This window comes from Streptomyces sp. B3I8 (assembly GCF_030816915.1).
In the GTDB taxonomy this organism is placed as follows: domain Bacteria; phylum Actinomycetota; class Actinomycetes; order Streptomycetales; family Streptomycetaceae; genus Streptomyces.
In genome coordinates this window covers 631188-648082 of sequence record NZ_JAUSYN010000002.1, presented here as the reverse complement: position 1 = coordinate 648082, position 16895 = coordinate 631188, and the positions used below count along the sequence as shown (strand labels likewise).

General features: G+C 74.6%; 17 protein-coding genes and 1 pseudogene. 12 read left to right on the top strand and 6 right to left on the bottom strand.

Annotated elements, in window-relative coordinates; all coding sequences use genetic code 11:
• Positions 1-95 precede the first annotated feature (95 nt).
• The 7 genes and pseudogenes from QFZ64_RS05110 to QFZ64_RS05080 all read left to right on the top strand — a co-directional run bounded on the left by QFZ64_RS05110 (position 96) and on the right by QFZ64_RS05080 (position 4899).
• A complete protein-coding gene (locus QFZ64_RS05110) occupies positions 96-347 on the top strand; it encodes a helix-turn-helix transcriptional regulator (protein WP_307062766.1) in 252 nt (83 codons plus the stop codon).
• A gap of 195 nt (positions 348-542) precedes the next feature.
• The gene (crcB, locus tag QFZ64_RS05105) at positions 543-1031 is read left to right on the top strand and encodes a fluoride efflux transporter CrcB (RefSeq protein ID WP_307062764.1); all 489 of its coding nucleotides are present in this window, start codon (positions 543-545) and stop codon (positions 1029-1031) included.
• The gene (locus tag QFZ64_RS05100; RefSeq protein WP_307062762.1) at positions 1028-1435 is read left to right on the top strand and encodes a DUF190 domain-containing protein; all 408 of its coding nucleotides are present in this window, start codon (positions 1028-1030) and stop codon (positions 1433-1435) included. The genes crcB (QFZ64_RS05105) and QFZ64_RS05100 overlap by 4 nt, the downstream gene beginning before the upstream one ends.
• Positions 1432-1807: pseudogene (gene crcB / locus QFZ64_RS05095) on the top strand (fluoride efflux transporter CrcB). The gene QFZ64_RS05100 and the pseudogene crcB (QFZ64_RS05095) overlap by 4 nt, the downstream one beginning before the upstream one ends.
• Positions 1808-2118: 311 nt before the next feature.
• Positions 2119-2955, top strand: a complete 837-nt coding sequence (locus QFZ64_RS05090; protein WP_307062760.1) for an undecaprenyl-diphosphate phosphatase — start codon at positions 2119-2121, stop codon at positions 2953-2955.
• A gap of 175 nt (positions 2956-3130) precedes the next feature.
• On the top strand, positions 3131-3808 hold the full coding sequence (locus QFZ64_RS05085; RefSeq protein WP_307071579.1) for a FadR/GntR family transcriptional regulator: 678 nt from the start codon (positions 3131-3133) through the stop codon (positions 3806-3808).
• Positions 3809-3882: 74 nt separating this feature from the next.
• The gene (locus QFZ64_RS05080) at positions 3883-4899 is read left to right on the top strand and encodes an asparaginase (RefSeq protein ID WP_307071578.1); all 1017 of its coding nucleotides are present in this window, start codon (positions 3883-3885) and stop codon (positions 4897-4899) included.
• 45 nt (positions 4900-4944) lie between these two features.
• Here the strand turns inward: QFZ64_RS05080 and QFZ64_RS05075 are convergent, their stop codons facing one another.
• Positions 4945-6177: a D-alanyl-D-alanine carboxypeptidase family protein gene (locus QFZ64_RS05075; RefSeq protein ID WP_307062758.1), complete on the bottom strand. Its 1233-nt coding sequence runs from the start codon at positions 6175-6177 to the stop codon at positions 4945-4947.
• A gap of 100 nt (positions 6178-6277) precedes the next feature.
• Positions 6278-7507: a transcription termination factor Rho gene (rho, locus tag QFZ64_RS05070; protein WP_307062756.1), complete on the bottom strand. Its 1230-nt coding sequence runs from the start codon at positions 7505-7507 to the stop codon at positions 6278-6280.
• Between the two features lie 646 nt (positions 7508-8153).
• Here rho and QFZ64_RS05065 point away from each other — a divergent pair.
• The gene (locus QFZ64_RS05065; protein WP_307062755.1) at positions 8154-8762 is read left to right on the top strand and encodes a hypothetical protein; all 609 of its coding nucleotides are present in this window, start codon (positions 8154-8156) and stop codon (positions 8760-8762) included.
• Positions 8763-8847: 85 nt separating this feature from the next.
• Positions 8848-9603, top strand: a complete 756-nt coding sequence (locus QFZ64_RS05060; RefSeq protein ID WP_307062753.1) for a class I SAM-dependent methyltransferase — start codon at positions 8848-8850, stop codon at positions 9601-9603.
• Between the two features lie 67 nt (positions 9604-9670).
• On the opposite strand, the gene QFZ64_RS05055 is transcribed toward QFZ64_RS05060, so the two are convergent.
• The 3 genes from QFZ64_RS05055 to QFZ64_RS05045 all read right to left on the bottom strand — a co-directional run bounded on the left by QFZ64_RS05055 (position 9671) and on the right by QFZ64_RS05045 (position 12012).
• Complete coding sequence (locus tag QFZ64_RS05055; RefSeq protein WP_307062751.1) at positions 9671-10639, bottom strand: acetylxylan esterase; 969 nt, start codon at positions 10637-10639, stop codon at positions 9671-9673.
• 192 nt (positions 10640-10831) lie between these two features.
• On the bottom strand, positions 10832-11419 hold the full coding sequence (locus QFZ64_RS05050; protein WP_307062749.1) for a hypothetical protein: 588 nt from the start codon (positions 11417-11419) through the stop codon (positions 10832-10834).
• 191 nt (positions 11420-11610) lie between these two features.
• Entirely contained in the window at positions 11611-12012 is a 402-nt protein-coding gene (locus tag QFZ64_RS05045; RefSeq protein ID WP_373430723.1) for a MarR family winged helix-turn-helix transcriptional regulator, read from the bottom strand.
• A gap of 284 nt (positions 12013-12296) precedes the next feature.
• On the opposite strand from QFZ64_RS05045, the gene QFZ64_RS05040 reads away from it, so the two are divergent.
• The 3 genes from QFZ64_RS05040 to QFZ64_RS05030 all read left to right on the top strand — a co-directional run bounded on the left by QFZ64_RS05040 (position 12297) and on the right by QFZ64_RS05030 (position 15815).
• The gene (locus QFZ64_RS05040) at positions 12297-13115 is read left to right on the top strand and encodes a putative protein N(5)-glutamine methyltransferase (protein WP_373430551.1); all 819 of its coding nucleotides are present in this window, start codon (positions 12297-12299) and stop codon (positions 13113-13115) included.
• Positions 13116-13211: 96 nt separating this feature from the next.
• Positions 13212-15227 carry an FAD-dependent oxidoreductase gene (locus tag QFZ64_RS05035; RefSeq protein WP_307071577.1) on the top strand — a complete coding sequence of 672 codons (2016 nt, stop codon included), beginning with the start codon at positions 13212-13214 and terminating at the stop codon, positions 15225-15227.
• Positions 15228-15257: 30 nt separating this feature from the next.
• Positions 15258-15815 carry a PadR family transcriptional regulator gene (locus QFZ64_RS05030; protein WP_307062743.1) on the top strand — a complete coding sequence of 186 codons (558 nt, stop codon included), beginning with the start codon at positions 15258-15260 and terminating at the stop codon, positions 15813-15815.
• A 15-nt stretch (positions 15816-15830) separates the two neighbouring features.
• Here the strand turns inward: QFZ64_RS05030 and QFZ64_RS05025 are convergent, their stop codons facing one another.
• A complete protein-coding gene (locus QFZ64_RS05025) occupies positions 15831-16391 on the bottom strand; it encodes a hypothetical protein (RefSeq protein ID WP_307062740.1) in 561 nt (186 codons plus the stop codon).
• Positions 16392-16895 lie beyond the last annotated feature (504 nt).

Below are 16895 nucleotides of genomic sequence, written 5' to 3'. Positions count from 1 at the left end.
CGCCCGCGCGCCCGCACTTCGGCCCATTACGCCCTCTGTGCGGCTCCCCGCCCCGCGTCACAGTGGGCATCGCGAGGTCGTCGGGAAGGGGCGCCGTGCTGAAGTCACCCATGGGCGGCGGCGGAATCCGCCGCCGCATCCTGGAGCTGCTGGTGGACCTCGACGGCGCCACCGCCCCGGCCGTCGCCGTCGTCCTGGGGATCACCCCCGACCTCGCCCGCGCCCATCTCGGCGTCCTCGCCGCGGCGGGTCTGCTCCGCGCCGAGCGCGTCGCCGGGCGGACGTGCTACCACCGCGACGAGGCACGCATCGCCGAGGCCCGCGACCTGTTCGAATCCGGGTGGTAGGGGCGCCGGCGCCCCGCCGGCCGGTCGCACGCCTCCCGTACCCCGCGATAACCTTGCCACCGGCCGCGCTCCCGACACGCGGCGCGGCGGTGGGGCCCGCCGTACCCGAACCGCGGCGGGGTCGCCGCCGACGGTCCCTACTTGCACCCGAGCGTGCCCGGCGGACCGGGCCCCGGCGAGTAGGAGCAGCAGCCCATGACGGTCCCGCACCCCGAACGTGTCGACGCCGGGAAGTCCGCGCACACCACCGCCCCTCCCGTACGCCGCCCGCCCGTCCGGCACGGTCAGGGCCGTGCCGTCGCGGCGGTCGCGCTCGGCGGCGGCACCGGAGCCACCGCCCGCTACGCCGCCGGCCTGCTGTGGCCGACGCCCACGGGCGGTTTCCCCTGGACCACCCTGTGGATCAACGTCGTCGGCTGCGCGGTGATCGGCGTCGTCATGACCCTCCTCGCCGAGGTGTGGGCCCCCCACCCCCTGGTACGGCCCTTCTTCGGCACCGGAGTGCTCGGGGGCTTCACCACGTTCTCGACCTACGCCGTCGACATCGAGAGGCTCCTCGACGCCGGCCGTCCCCGCACCGGCCTCGCCTACCTCGCCGCCACCCTGTTCGCGGCCCTGGCCGCGGTGTGGCTCGCCGCCGCCGCGACCTACCGCCTGCTGAGCTCGACCCGGAGGACCCGATGACCGTCCCCACCCGTCGCGCCCTGCGCCTGACCGTCCTCGTCGGCGAGTGCGACACCTGGCACCACAAGCCCGTGTACGCGGAGATCGTGCACCGGGCGCACGCCGCCGGCCTCGCCGGCGCGAGCGTGTTCCGCGGCATCGAGGGGTTCGGCGCCTCCTCGGTGATCCACACCTCCCGGCTGCTCTCGCTCGGCGAGGACCTCCCCGTGGCCGTCGTGATCGTGGACGCCGAGGACCGCGTACGGGCCTTCCTTCCCCGGATCGAGGAACTGCTCACCGACGGACTCGCCGTCCTCGACGCGTGCGAGGTGCTCGCCCCCGCATGGCCGGACGACCGGGAGACCGGGCAACCGACGGGCAGTATCGGGACGAATCGGACCGAGGAAGGTAAGAACCGTTCGTGAACTGGCTGCTGGTCGTCGCGGGTGCCATGGTCGGCGCACCGCTGCGCTACCTCACCGACCGTGCGGTGCAGGCCCGGCACGACTCGGTCTTCCCCTGGGGCACCTTCGTCGTCAACGTCGCCGGGTGCGTGATCCTCGGCCTCCCTGACCGGCGCCGCGACCGCGGGTGCGGCCGGCTCGCGGCTGCAACTGCTGCTCGGCACCGGTCTGTGCGGGGCCCTGACCACCTACTCGACCTTCTCCTACGAGACCCTGCGCCTGGCGCAGGACGGCGCCCGCTCCTACGCGGTCCTCAACGCGGCGGCGAGTGTGGCGGCCGGGCTCGCCGCCGCGTTCGCCGGCGTCTCGCTCGCCGGAGTCCTGTGGCGCTGAGGGCAGCCCCCGGCAGCGCGGAGGCATGTCGCCATGCCACTCCTCGTGCCGCCCTCGCACGGCGGTGCGGGGCCGCTTCCGCGCGTGCGTGCGCAGGCCCGATCCCGTGCAGCCCCAGGGCGGTGCGGAGGCCCGCACCTTCGTGTAGTAAGACTGTCCCCGCCGTCGGCACACCGCCGACAGGCCGCTGACACACCGTGGGCAAGACGCTCCTGCCGGACAACTTGCCGCGGTCCCGTCGCCGTCCTTACGTACACGTGCGTTCCTGGCGTGTCCGCGCCACACGTCTCCCGCGAGCAGAACTGGATCCCATGAGCGTCATCAACGTCGGTCAGGCCGTCGTCCTCGGAGCCGTCGAGGGGGTGACCGAATTCCTGCCCGTCTCCTCCACCGGCCATCTGAAGATCACCGAGGGACTGATGGGCATTCCCGTCGACGACGACGCCGTCGTCGGGTTCTCGGCCGTCATCCAGGTCGGCGCGATCGCCGCGGTGCTCGTGTACTTCTTCAAGGACATCGTGCGGATCGTCTCCGCCTGGTTCCGCGGCCTGGCCCACCGCGAGGAACGGCACAACCACGACTACAAGTTCGCCTGGTGGGTGATCGCGGCGACCGTGCCGATCGTGATCGTGGGCCTGGCCGCCAAGCCGCTGATCGAGGGGCCGCTGGCCTCGCTGTGGGTGGTGGCGGCCTCGCTCATCGTCGGCAGCGGGGTGATGTGGGCGGCCGATCAGATGGGCCGGCACAAGCGGGGCGAGGACGACACGTCGTTCAAGGACGCGATGCTGGTCGGCACCTCGCAGATCCTGGCACTGCTCTTCCCCGGCTTCTCCCGCTCCGGCGCCACGATGTCCACGGCGCTCATCCTCGACCTGGACCGCGTCGCCGCGACCCGTCTGTCGTTCTTCCTCGGCATCCCCGCGCTCACCGGTGCCGGCCTGTACGAGCTGAAGGACGCGCTGGGCGCCGGCGTGGGCGTCGCGCCGCTGGCCGCGGGCACGATCGTGTCGTTCGTGGTCGCCTACGCGTCCATCTCCTGGCTGCTGAAGTTCGTCGCCAAGCACTCCTTCAACGCATTCGTGATCTACCGCATCGTGGTGGGCGTGGCCCTGATGGGTCTGCTCGGCGCGGGTGTGCTCGACAGCTGACCACCTTCCGTTCCCGTCCGGCGGGGCCGCGGCGCGCGGTCCCGCCGGACGGGGGCCCGGTGGAGTTCCACCGCCGGGCGGGAGCTTGACAGAAACGTTTCCGCGGCCGCAGGATCGCCTGGTGAACCTGTCAGACAGCCAGACAGGCGTCGGGACCCCGCGGCGGGTCAGCGCCATGGAGGCGGTGCTCACCCACCTGCGCGGTGCCATAGAGCGCGGCGAGTACGCGATCGGCGACCGGCTGCCCTCCGAGGCCGAACTGTGCCGTGCCCTGGAGGTGAGCCGCCCCGTTGTGCGCGAGGCCCTGCGCGCCCTGCAGACCATGGGACTGACCGTCTCCCGGACCGGCAGGGGCACCTTCGTCGTCGCCGACACGGCCCGGGACCTCACCTTCGGCGACTACACGGCCGGCGACCTGCTCGAAGTGCGGCGGCACGTCGAGATCCCGGTGGCCGGCTACGCGGCACTGCGCCGCACCCCTGAGGACCTGGACCGGCTGACCGGCCTCCTGGACCGCATGGAGCGGGAGACGGACACCACCGCCTGGGTGGCGATGGACACCCTCTTCCACCTCCGTGTGGCCGAGGCCGCCCGGAACCCGGTCTTCCGCCGGGTGATCGAGGAGATCCGGGACGCGCTCGCCCGCCAGTCCGCCTTCCTCAACGATCTGGGCGGCCGGCGCGAGCAGTCCGACCGTGAGCATCGCGCGATCGTAGAAGCCCTGCGCGACGGCCGTGAACAGGACGCGGTGCGGGCCATGTCCCACCACCTCGACCGCGTCGAGACCACCCTCACGGACATCGTGCGCCCGGCGCGCACGGACACCCCCACGGAAGGCGGACCGGAGAGTTGAGCGAGCACCCCGAGCCCGGAACCGTCACCCCGGACCGGCACCGGCACCCCGAGCCCGGAACCGGGGTCGGGGCCGTGACCCCGGCCCCCCGCGCCGGAGTGGCCGACGCCCCCGTGATCCGGGAGCCGCGCCACGCCCCCGTCGCCCACGTGGTGCGCGGCGGACTCGTCGAGGGGGTCCACTACGGGTCGGTCGTCGTCCTCGGGACGGGCGGCGAGACGCTGCTGGACGTCGGCGACACCGAGGCCGCGTTCTATCCGCGCTCCGCGCTCAAGCCCGTCCAGGCGGTCGCGATGGTGCGGGCCGGACTGCCGCTCGACGGGGAGCCGCTGTCGCTGGCCGCGGCGAGCCACTCGGGCCAGGAGCGGCACCTCGACGGCGTGCGCCGCCTCCTGGAGCGGGCCGGGCTCACCGAGCACGACCTGCGCAACGTGCCCGACCTGCCGTACGGCACGGGGGAGCGGGACGAGTGGATCCGGGCGGGACGGGCACCGTCGCGGCTCGCCCAGAACTGTTCCGGCAAGCACGCGGCGATGCTGTACACGTGCCGGGTGAACGGTTGGTCGCTGGAGGACTACCTCGATCCCGGGCACCCGTTGCAGCGGGCGGTTGCCGCGACGGCCGAGGAGCTGACCGGACAGCGGATCGCCCGGGTCAGCGTCGACGGCTGCGGCGCCCCGCTGTTCGCCGTCTCCCTGCGGGGACTCGCACGGGCGGCGGCCCGGCTCACCACCGCGCCGGCCGGAACGCCGGAGGCACGCGTGGCGGACGCGATGCGGGAGCACCCGGAGATGGCGTCCGGGAGCACCCGCGACGTGGCGGCCCTGATGCGGGCGGTGCCGGGGCTGCTGTCCAAGGACGGCTTCGAAGGAGTACAGGTGGCCGCGCTGCCGGACGGACGCGCGGTGGCGGTGAAGGTGTCCGACGGGGCCGAGCGGGCGAGGGTGCCGGTGACCGCCGCCGCGCTGGAGTGGGCGGGGGTGGAGGGGGACGTCCTGAAGCCGTTCTCGGGGGCGGTGCTGCTGGGCGGCGGCCGCCCGGTGGGCGCCGTCTCGGCGGTGCCGCCGCTGCCGGCTCCGAGCGCCGGGTAGATCGTACGGCGGCGTCGGGTGGCCCGCGGCACGCTCGTCCGCCGGTCACCGAACGCGCCGGGCCCCGGGAGTCACCCCCCTGCGGCGACGGGACGCGGCGCGCAGCACGAGGGTGAGCACCGTCGCCGCCGACAGCGCCGCCCCGCACACCACCGCCACGCCCGTCGGCCAGTGCGGGCCGGCCGAGGCGTGGGCCCGGGCCGGCGGGCCGGGGCGGGCCCTCGCGGGGGCGGAGGCCGGCGCCGGGGGTGTCTTCGTAGGGTGGCGGGGCTCCAGGGAGCCCACCGCCGTCACATGGCCCTCCGCCGCGAACCCCCAGTCGAGCAGCGCGCGCGCCTCCTCGTACACCTGGAAGCCGCCTCCCGCCTGCGGGTGGAGGACCGTCACGACCAGCGTGCGGCCGCCCCGGCGCGCCGCGGCGATCAGCGTGTTGCCGGCACCGCTGGTGTAGCCGTTCTTGACGCCGATCAGGCCCGGGTACGGGGCCACCCCGTCGGTTCCGGTCAGCAGGCGGTTGGTGTTCTGGATGCCGTACGGCTGCCCGTACCCGGGGAAGTAGGCCTCGGGCGTGGCGCAGTACCGTGCGAAGTCCGCGTCGTGCAGTCCGGCGCGGCCGAACACGGCGAGGTCGTACGCCGAGGACACCTGCCCGGGCCGGTCGTAGCCGTCGGGCGAGACCACATGGGTGTCCCGGGCACCGAGTTCCCGTGCCGTGGCCTGCATCCGGCGGGTGGTGGCCGCCAGGCCGCCGTTCATCGCGGCCAGCACGTGCACCGCGTCGTTGCCGGAGCTGAGGAACACCCCGCGCCACAGGTCGGCCACGGTGTAGGTGAGTCCCTCGGCGACACCGACGAGGCTGCTGCCGGGGCCGATGTCGCGCAGTTCGCTCTCGTCGACGGTGTGCCGGGCGTCGCCGGGCAGGGCGGGGAGCACGGTGAGCGCGAACAGTGCCTTCAGGGTGCTGGCGGGCGGCAGCGGGCGGTGCGGGTCGTGCGCGGCGAGCACGTCCCCGGTGTCGGCGTCGGCCACCAGCCAGGAGAGTGCGGAGACCTCCGGGACCGCGGGCGCCCCCGCCCCCGGCCGCACCCGCGTGTCCGCTCCGTCGGCCGCCGGGTCCGGTGCCGGAGCCGGTGCCGTCGGCGACATCAAGGACGCCTCGGACGCCGGTGCGGGAGGGGCCGCGTCGGCGGCGGACGGGCTCGGCGCGAGGGCCAGCGCGCCGACCGCGCAGAGAGTGGCGCCACAGACGGCAATGCGGTGTGAGAAGCCGATGGTCATACCGGCTACGGTCGGGAAGGGAGTCCGCCCGCGCCGGTCGGACCGGTCCGAACGGGCGGATCCGGCACCCGGTTGACGCAGCCGCCGCGCGGCGCCGCGCTCACCCCTGTCGCAGCGTCGGCTGGACCTGGTGCAGGAACGTGGCGTTGTCCGGAGTGCCGCGCAGCCGCTGCAGCAGCGTCTCGTAGCCGCCGGGTCCCTGGCCCTGCCCGTCGCGGGACACGAGGGCTCGCCGCAGTCCGCGTACGGTGGTCAACTCGCTGGGCGGCAGCAGGAGTTCCTCGCGCCGGGTGCCCGAGCCCGCGAGATCCACGGCGGGGAAGACACGCCGGCCGGCCAGGGTGCGGTCGAGCCGCAGTTCCATGTTGCCGGTGCTCTTGAGCTCCTCGAAGAAGTAGTCGTCGGCCCGCGAGCCGGTCTCCACCAGGGCGGTGGCCAGGATGGTGAGCGAACCGCCCTCCTCGGCGAGCCGCGCGGCCCCGAAGAACCGCTTCGGGCCGAGCAGCGCCGCCGCGTCGACGCCGCCGCTGAGCGTGCGGCCGCCGGAGCCCGCCGCGTTGTTGTGGGCGCGGCACAGCCGGGTCAGCGAGTCGAGCAGGATCACCACGTCACGGCCCTGTTCGACGAGCCGTTTGGCGCGCTCCACGACGAGTTCGGCGAGCGCGATGTGGTCCTTGGGCGCCCGGTCGAACGTGGAGGCGTACACCTCGCCCCGCACCGAGCGCCGCATGTCGGTCACCTCCTCGGGCCGCTCGTCGAGCAGCAGCACCATGAGGTGACTCTCCGGATGGTTGCCCGCCACGGCCGCGGCGATCTGCTGCAGCAGTACGGTCTTGCCGGTCTTGGGCGGGGCGACGATCAGCCCGCGCTGCCCCTTGCCGACCGGCGCGAGCAGGTCGATCAGGCGTCCGGAGACCCCGCTCGCCGGGTGTTCCAGGCGCAGTCGGTCCCGGGGGTGCAGCGGGGTGAGGTCGTGGAAGTGCGGCCGGTGCCGGGCCTCGCCGGGGGTGCGGCCGCCGACCCGGGCGACGTCGGTCAGGGCATGCCGGTCGCCGAGCACGCCCTCGACATGGTCGCCGGTGCGCAGCCCGTACCGGCGGACCAGCGCGGCCGGGACCTCGGCGTCGGCGGGCGTGGGCAGGAAGTCGCCGGTGCGCAGGTGCCCCTTGCCGTGCCGGTCGACGTCGAGGAGACCGGCGGCGGTGCGCGCGGAGGTGCGGTCGGGGCCCGCACGGTCCGGGGTGCGAGCGGCGGCGGGGCCGCTCGTGGTGCGGTCGGGGGTCCGCCGTGCCGCGGCGGATCGTCCGAGGGTGGAGGTGGTGGTCGTCATGGAGGGGCCTTTCGGGACGGAACGCGACAGCACGCGGTAGGGGAGAGGGCCGCGGGGGGAGGGCCGGTGGGCACGTCTCCACGGAGCGGCGAGAACGGCATCCCGGCCGTGTTCCGCTACAGGGAACCGCGGTGTCGGCGGAATACCGGGTGAGAAGCCACCGGCCGGTCGTACGACGGGCGGGGCGGCGGGAAAAGAGAGTGACAGCGGCACCGGCGCCCCGGACGGGGCGTGACACAGGTGCTCTTCGCACTGTAGCACTTGACCCGCGGACGTCAATGGCCGTCGACCCCGGGCCGAGGCGTCCGGTCGGGCTTCCGGTTGCGCTCGGACCTCCCGGTCCGCCCGGCCCGGGGCCAGGTGGCCGAAACCCGCTCTCGGGCCTCCTCGCGGATCACCGCAAACCACAACGGTGCGGCACGGAGGGGGACTTGACCACTCATCGAGCATTATCGTCACATCATGTCCACGCCGCCGAAGCCTTCGCAGCCCCCCGAGCCCCCCGAGCCGCCGGAGCCGCCGCCGCCGGCGCCCCCGAGCGCCTACTCGTACCCGCCGCCGGGCGGCGGCCCCCTACGCCTCGCCCGGACCGTACGCCGCGACTTCGGCGCCGCCTCCCGGCGGCAGCGGCGGGGCCGGACGGGCGGTGCTGTGGGCGGCCGTCGGGGCCGTGGTCGCCTCCGCGGCCTGGGCCGTCGCGTTCCTCGCCCTCGACGCCGGGAAGGACGACGCCGATCTGCGCGGCTACACCGCCGCGGCCAACCTGTGCGGCAAGGCCGACCACTCGTCCTTCGACGACGAGTACCCGGACGACAGCGGCTCCCCGACCCACAACTCCCTGAAGGACACCGCGCTCGACCAGAGTTACTGCAGCCTGAACCTGAAGAAGACCACGTCGAGCTACGCGGACGCCTACCTCACCCTCCAGTTGGACCTGCACAAGCGGACCGATCCGGGGCCGGAGTTCCGGGCCGTCTGGAAGAAGTACGGGGACCTCCACGACGGTTACGACGTGGACACCGTCGACGGCATCGGTGACGAGGCGTACCTGGTCAGCCAGGACACCACCGGCGACACCACGAGCGGCTCCCGTTACGCCACCCTCGCCGTGCGGGACGGCTGGATGACGTGGACGATGACGTACAGCAGTTACCTCACCTCCTACGACGAGGACAAGGACCCGCCCGAACTCGACGAGGTCACCGACTGGCTGAAGACGGACACCGAGTCCACGCTGGAGGCGCTCAGGGACTGAGCGGTCCCACTCGGATTTGGTCGAGGAACGACGACCGTCGCGGCCGGGCGCACGGGCGGCACGGCCGCGCATAGGCTGTGCGGTGATGTTCTCTCCCCAGGGCCCCGGCCTCCATGAACTGGCCGTCCAGGCGCTGTCGTCCGTCGAGCACGGCTACGACCTCCTCGCGCCCAAGTTCGACCACACGCCGTTCCGCACCTCCGACGCCGTCCTCGACTCGGTGACCCGCGCCCTCACCGGACTGGGCCCCTTCGAGCGCGGCCTCGACCTGTGCTGCGGCACCGGGGCGGGGACGGACGTGCTGCGCGCGGTGTGCGGGGCCGGTGTCACCGGCGTCGACATCAGCGCGGGGATGCTCGCGCAGGCCCGGCGGCGGGAGCTGGACCGGGGCGCCGGGACCGGAGCCGGGGCCGTCGGACCGGGTGTCGACTGGGTGCGTGGGGACGCCCGGGCGCTGCCCTTCGGGCCGGACTTCGACCTGGTCGTCAGCTTCGGGGCGTTCGGGCACTTCCTGCCCCGGGAACTGCCGGCGCTGTTCGCCCAGGTCCACGCGGTACTGCGGCCGGGCGGGCGGTTCGCCTTCCCGATCGGCGCCCCGCCGCCCCTCACGTCGCCCTGGTACTGGGCCCTGCTCGGCTTCGACACGGCGATGCGGGTGCGCAACGCGCTGTGGCGGCCGCCGTTCGTCATGTACTACCGGACGTTCCGTCTCGGCGACGTGCTGCGCGCACTGGAGGGCGCCGGATTCGAGGTCGGGCTGCGCGCCCTGCCGGAGTTCGGGCGGCGGCCCGACGGCAGCCCGCGCGGCCGGCTGGTCGTCGCGACGCGGGCCGCCGCCTGACGGCACGCGCGCGGACGGCGACGGGAGGGCTCCGGGAGGGGCTCGGAGGCGGGCGGGCGCCGGTGGCTCAGAGGCGGGTGGGGAGCCAGGCGAGCTGGGCCGCCTGCTGGTAAGGGCCGCCGCCCTCGTGGTCGTTGAAGTCGTACACCTCTATCGCCTTGTCCTCGCCCGCCCACACGTTGAACGCGGCGAACACCGTGGACGGCGGGCAGGTCTGGTCCTCCAGGGCCGTGGAGAAAAGAGCCGGGGCGGTGCCGCGGGCGGCGAAGTGCACGCCGTCGAAGTACGACAGGGTGCGCAGCGTCTGCTCGGTGCGGCCGCGGCGGGTCCTCAGGTAGTTGCCGATCTCCCGGTACGGGTCGCGGTCCGTGAGGGTCGTCGCGCGGGGGAAGTCGCACAGGAACGGGACGTCCGGGGCGACGGCGGCGAGGTCGGGCACGAGGCCGCCCACCGCGAGCGTGACACCGCCGCCCTGGCTGATGCCGACGGCGGCGGTGCGGGCCGGGTCGGTGAGCGGGTGGGCGCGGGCCGCCTCCACGGCGCGGACCGCGTCGGTGAACAGCCGGCGGTAGTAGTACGTCTCCGGGTCCTCGATGCCGCGTGTCATGAAGCCGGGGAAGGCGGGTCCGAAGCCCACCGGGTCCGGGGTGTCACCGCCACCGCCCCACCCGCTGCCCTGGCCGCGCGTGTCCATCACGAAGTGGGCGAAGCCGGCCGAGGCCCACAGCAGGTGGGTGTGGGGCAGGCCGCGCCCGCCGCCGTAGCCGATGAACTCCACGACGGTCGGCAGCGGGCCGTCGGCCCGGGCCGGCACCGTCAGCCAGCCCTTGACCGGGTGGCCGCCGAAGCCGGCGAAGGTGACGTCGTGCACGCGGACGGTCTTCAGACCCGTCTCGACCGGCTCGAAGCGGGCGTCCAGGTCGTGTGCGCGGGCCTCCTGGAGGGTCTTCGCCCAGAACGCGTCGAAGTCCTCGGGTGCGACGGAGTCGCTGCGGTAGTCGCGCAGCTCGTCGAGGGGAAGGTCGAACAGGGCCATCGAGGACCGCCTTCACGGCGTCGGGCGCCGGCCCGGGCGGCCGGTTGCGGGTGAGCACACCGTACGTGCGGCCCGGGCGGTGGGGTGGGGGCGGGTTCGGCGGTGCGGGACGGCTGCTCACCCGGGTCCGGTCCGGGGCGGGCGGGCGTCGAGCGACGCGCGCACCGCCCCGGCGGGGCCCCGGACGCCCGTTCACGGCGTGCGGTTGCGCCACTCGGGTTCCGTGCGCTCCCACTCGCGTTCCCACTCCGCCATGTGGTGCCGTTCGCTCGCGCGGCGCACGGTGACCCTGCCCAGCAGGACCACGGCGGTGGCTCCGCCCATGGCCCAGATGCCGGTGGTCAGCGTGTGCTGCCAGACCATCGTGCCGGTCACCGGCGCCTCGACACCGCGCCCCTGCCGGTCCAGCCAGACCTCGGCCCGGTCGCCCTGGCGGGTGCCGGCCGGGACCAGGGCACGGCCGGTCCGCCGCGCGCCCGAGTCGGGGACGGTCCACCGCACCCGCACGCGGTAGAGCGGCTGCGTGCCGCCCTCCGTGGAGGACACGGCGGCGGGCGCGTCCTCCAGCAGCACGGCGGAGACCTCGTGACGGGCGGCGCGCTGGGCGGTGGCTTGCGCCCGCGCGTCGTCGTACGCACGCAGGCCGGTCACCACGCCGGCCAGGGGCGCGCCGACGCACAACAGAACGGCGAAGACCAGGGCCGCCCACGTGTCGAAGACGTCGGAGCGGCGGCGCAGCGGATTGCGGCGCGTGCGTCGGCCGGGCACCCGGGTTCGCATCGTGACCTCCTCGCCGCTCCGGTTCGCCCCGGTCGGAGGCCCCGCGCCTGGGCGACGGCGTCCGCGAACGGTCCGCACAGCCAATTCTCCGCCCGTACGGGCGTTCGGCGCACCCGCTGGCACGAACCGGTCGGCACGGTCGGCCGGTACGGACCGGTCGCGCGCACCGGTCCGCTCGCGCGGAGGGCCCCTCAGTGCCCGCCCGGCCGCGGGGGCAGCCCGTCGTTGTACCGGACCAGGTACTGCGCGAACCGGTCGAGGTCCTCCTCGGGCCAGTCGGCCAGGCGTTCCCGGATCGCCCGGCGCCGTCGCTCCGTGACCCGGGCGAGGATCCGCGTGCCCTCCTCCGTCAGGCGCAGTACCTGCACCCGGTGGTCCTCCGGGGCCTGCCGCCGCTCGATCAGCCCGGCCCGCTCCAGCGCCGTCACCTGCCGGCTCACCGTCGACTTGTCGAGCGCGTAGTGCGCGGCGAGATCCGTCGCACGGCACCCCCCGCTGTCCTCGAGATGCCCCAGCAGCGTGTACGACACCAGGGACAGCTCCGGGTGCATCCGCCCCGCCGACGCCCTGGCCCGGCGGGCGAACGCCGTCATCTCGCGCTGGATCGTCTCGGCGGAACGGTCGGCCGCGCTCACGGGGCCTCCTTCGGTCGCCTGCCGCAACCAGCCTACGGTGCCGCGGAAGGGGGGGCCGGCTGCTAGGGTGACCGCTCCGGCGAGGACGGCCCCCGCCGGACCGGGGCGAGGAGGTGGGACCCATTACCGCAGTGTCAGGTCGGGTGCTCTCGTCCCCGCGCGGCGCGGTCCGCTAGCCGCCGGTCGGGAGAGCGCCTTCGGCTCTCACCCCGAAAGGCCCATCGGCCGTCATGCCTTCTTCCGTGCCCCCTGCGTCCCCTACGCCCCCCGTACCTCCTGCGCGCCCGTCGTCCGCCGTGCTCGCTTCCGTCGTCGTCGCGCTGCGTGCCGCCGGCTGCGTGTTCGCCGAGGACGAGGCGGAGCTGATCCTCGCCGCGGCCCGTACGCCGGCCGAGGTCGCCGCGATGGTCGACCGGCGGGTCGTCGGTGAGCCGTTGGAACTCGTCGTCGGCCGGGCCGAGTTCCACGGTCTGCGCATCACTGTCGAGCCCGGCGTGTTCGTCCCCCGGCGGCGCACCGAGTTCCTCGTCGACCAGGCCCTCGCCCTCCTCCCCGACCAGGGTCTCGTCGTGGACCTGTGCTGCGGTTCGGGCGCGGTCGGCGCGGCCCTCGCCGCGTCGTCGGCCGCGCCGCGCCTGCACGCCGCCGACATCGACCCTGCGGCCGTGCGCTGCGCCCGCCGCAACGTCGCCCCGTACGGCGGCCACGTGCACGAGGGCGACCTGTACGCGGCCCTCCCGCCCGCCCTGCGCGGACGGATCGACGTCCTCACCGCCAATGTGCCGTACGTGCCCACCGACGAGGTGCGCCTGCTGCCGGCCGAGGCCCGTGAGCACGAGCCGCTGGTCGCCCTGGACGGCGGCGCGGACGGTCTCGACCTGCTGCGCCGGGTCGCCGCCGGGGCGCCCCACTGGCTGGCCCCCGGCGGCGCCCTGTTCGTCGAGACCAGCGAGCGGCAGGCGGCGGCGGCCGTGGCCGCCTTCACCGGCGCCGGGCTCGGGGCCCGGCTCGCGCGGTGGGAGGAGTTCGGGACGACGGTGGTGATCGGCGTCCGCCGGTGAGTTCTGCGCCACGTCTTGTGCAACTAGTTGCACAAGACGTGGCGCGTCGTCTACAACGGATCCGTCCACCCGTGTGTCCGGAGGGTCCCGATGAGCCTGAGCCGTTACCCGCATCTGCTGAGCCCCCTCGACCTGGGCTTCGTCACCCTGCCCAACCGCGTGCTGATGGGCTCCATGCACATCGGCCTGGAGGAGGCGGAGGGCGGCTTCGCGCGCATGGCGGAGTTCTACGCGGCCCGGGCCCGGGGCGGCGTCGGCCTCATCGTCACCGGTGGCATAGCACCCAACGAGGCGGGCCGCCCCCATGAGGGCGGCGCCAAGCTGACCACGGAGGCGGAGGCCGACCAGCACCGGGTGATCACCGACGCCGTGCACCGCGAGGGCGGCCGCATCGCGCTGCAGCTGCTGCACTTCGGCCGGTACGCCTACCACCCGGACCTGGTGGCCCCCAGCCCGCTGCAGGCCCCGATCAGCCCCTTCGCGCCCCGCGAGCTCACCGACGCGGAGGTGGAGGAGACGATCGAGGACTACGTCCGCGCCGCCACGCTCGCCCGCCGGGCCGGCTACGACGGCGTGGAGATCATGGGCTCCGAGGGCTACCTCGTCAACGAGTTCGTCGCCGCCCGCACCAACCACCGCACCGACCGCTGGGGCGGCCCGTACGAGAACCGGATGCGCTTCCCCGTGGAGACAGTCCGGCGGGTGCGCGAGGCGGTCGGCGAGGACTTCATCCTCGTCTACCGGCTCTCCATGCTCGACCTCGTGCCCGGCGGCTCCTCCCCGGAGGAGGTCGTCACCCTCGCCAAGGCGGTCGAGGCGGCCGGGGCCACGCTCCTGAACACCGGCATCGGCTGGCACGAGGCGCGCATCCCCACCATCGCCGGCTCCGTGCCGCGCGGCGCGTTCACCTGGGTCACCGAGCGGCTCATGGGCCAGGTGTCGGTGCCGCTCGTCACCACCAACCGCATCAACACCCCCGAGCTGGCCGAGCGGGTGCTCGCCGAGGGCCGCGCGGACATGGTGTCGATGGCCCGGCCGTTCCTCGCCGACGCCGACTTCGTCGCCAAGGCCGCCGCCGGTGCCCCCGACACCATCAACACCTGCATCGGCTGCAACCAGGCCTGCCTCGACCACACCTTCAGCGGGAGGATCACCTCCTGCCTGGTCAACCCCCGCGCCTGCCACGAGACCGAGCTGGTGCTCACCCCGACCCGGCGGCGCAGGCGGATCGCCGTGGTGGGCGCCGGGCCCGCCGGTCTGGCCTGCGCGGTCGCCGCCGCCGAACGCGGTCACGAGGTCGTGCTGTACGACGCCGCCGGGGAGATCGGCGGCCAGCTCAACGTCGCCCGCAAGGTCCCCGGCAAGCAGGAGTTCGACGAGACCCTGCGCTACTTCCGCACCCAGCTCCGACTGCGCGGCGTGCAGGTCCGGCTGAACACCCGGGCCGACGTCGGCGACCTCATGGAGTACGACGAGGTCGTCGTCGCCACCGGTGTCACCCCCCGTGTGCCCGACCTGCCGGGCGTCGACCACCCGAGCGTCCTCGGCTACCTCGACGTGCTGCGCGACGGCGCCCCCGTCGGCGAGCGGGTCGCCGTCCTCGGCGCCGGCGGCATCGGTTTCGACGTCGCCGAGTACCTCACCGACGGCGGCGAGGGCGCGGGCACGGACCCGGAGACGTACTTCCGCCACTGGGGCGTCGACACGGAGTACCGCACGCCCGGCGGCCTCACCGCTCCCCGGCGGCCCGCGCCGCCGCGCACGGTGCACCTGCTCCAGCGCAGGACCACCAAGGTCGGCGCCGGCCTGGGGAAGACCACCGGCTGGATCCACCGCACCGAACTCAGGCACCGCGGCGTCACCATGGTCCCGGGCGTCACCTACCGGCGCATCGACGACGCCGGACTGCACCTGAGCGTCGACGGCGCCGACCGCGTCCTGGAGGTCGACACGATCGTCCTGTGCACCGGGCAGGAACCCCGCCGCGACCTCTACGACGCCCTCACCGCCGCCGGGCGCACGGCACACCTCATCGGCGGCGCCGACCTGGCCACCGAACTGGACGCCAAGCGCGCCATCGCGCAGGGCACCGAGCTGGCGGCGGCCCTGTAGCCGCGGCGAGGTCCTTCCTAGGATGACGTCATGTCACTCCCGCACGCGATCCTGACCGCCCTGCTCGAGAGGCCCTCGTCCGGGCTGGAGCTGACCCGCCGGTTCGACATGTCGATCGGCTACTTCTGGTCGGCGACCCACCAGCAGATCTATCGCGAACTGGGGAAACTGGAGAGCCAGGGACACATCCGGGCGCTCCCGGCCGAGCAGCCGGCCCGCGGGCAGAAGAAGGCGTACGAGGTGCTGCCCGCGGGCCGTGCCGAACTGGCCCGCTGGACCGCGAAGGCCCAGGATCCCAAGCCGCTGCGCGACACGCTGCTGCTGCGGCTGCGTGCCGCGGCCGTCGTCGGAACCGCCGGGATCGAGGACGATCTGCGCCGCCATCTCGCCCTGCACGAGAGGCAGTTGGCCGAGTACCGGGAGATCGAGGAGCGGGACTTCGGCGCCGACCGGGACACCGCCCAGGACCGGCTGCGGCATCTGATCCTGCGGGCCGGCATCGACCTGGAGACCTTCTGGGCGGGATGGCTCACCCACGCCCTGGAGGAATTCGGCCGGCTGCCGGCGCCGGAGGGCGAGCGGACATAGGCAGGCGGCGCCGGGTCAGAGGTGGTGCGGGCGGCGGGTGCGGCGGCGCAGGTACCAGGCGGCGACGCCCGCCCCGGTCGTGGCGAGGACGCCGCCGGCCACCAGCGTGAGGGTGCCGTAGTCGTGGACCGATCCGCCGGCCCCGCCCATGACGCCCAGCGAGGGGGACACCGCGGGCGCCGGGGCCGCCGGGGTGGCCGGAGCGGCGGGGGGCCTGCTGGTGGCGGACGGCGAGACGAGGATCGGCTGGGTGCCCGCGGTCGAGCCGTCGGCGCACACCACGACCACCGTGAACGTGCCGCGGCCCACGTTCGACCAGGCCGCGGACTGCGTCCCGTTCGCCTGCGACAGCGCCACCTGCCGCCCCTGGGCGAAGCGCGACTGCCCGGGGGAGAGCAGCGAGGCGTTGCCGAAGCTGCCGCCCATCTGCTTGCAGGCGGTGGTGGCCACCGACACCGTGGACCCCGCGGTGCTCACCGAGATGCCCGCGGCAGAGGCGGGCGAGGAAAGAGCCAGCGGCAGCGCGGCGGTGACCGCGACGAGGCCGCTGCGGACCGATATCTGAAGTACACGCATGGGACTTCCCTCCAGCGGCACGGCCGGCGGCACACCCTTGCGCCGCCGGGATCGGGGAACGTTCGCGCCGCCTCGAAGCGATCTCAGACCGTCCGCGGGCGGCCCGCATCCGGACGGCCCCCGGCCAGGTGAACCTTTCCGTCGTCCGGCGCACCGCCGGTGCACGTCCCGCGCGGGACCGGCGCGGGACCGGCCCCCGGCCGGACACCGGCCGTGCGCGCGGCCGCGTGCGGCGGACGGGGCGTGTGCGCCGGACGCGCGGAGCTTCGTATGCTTGATACGTCCACGGGGCGCGAACTCCGCCGTCGACGGCGGCAGTTCGCGTCCGCGGCGCGGACCGCTGTCGTCGTTGAGCCCGCGCCACCGCGGACGGCCGGGGGCCGCCGCCGGGTCCGGCCCGGCCCCCGGCCGTGACCGGCCCCGGCCGGACCGCCCCCGCCCGCCGCGCGGACGGCGCCCCGGACCGCCCCGCCCGCCGCGTGGTGCGTGCTCGGCGCCGACCGC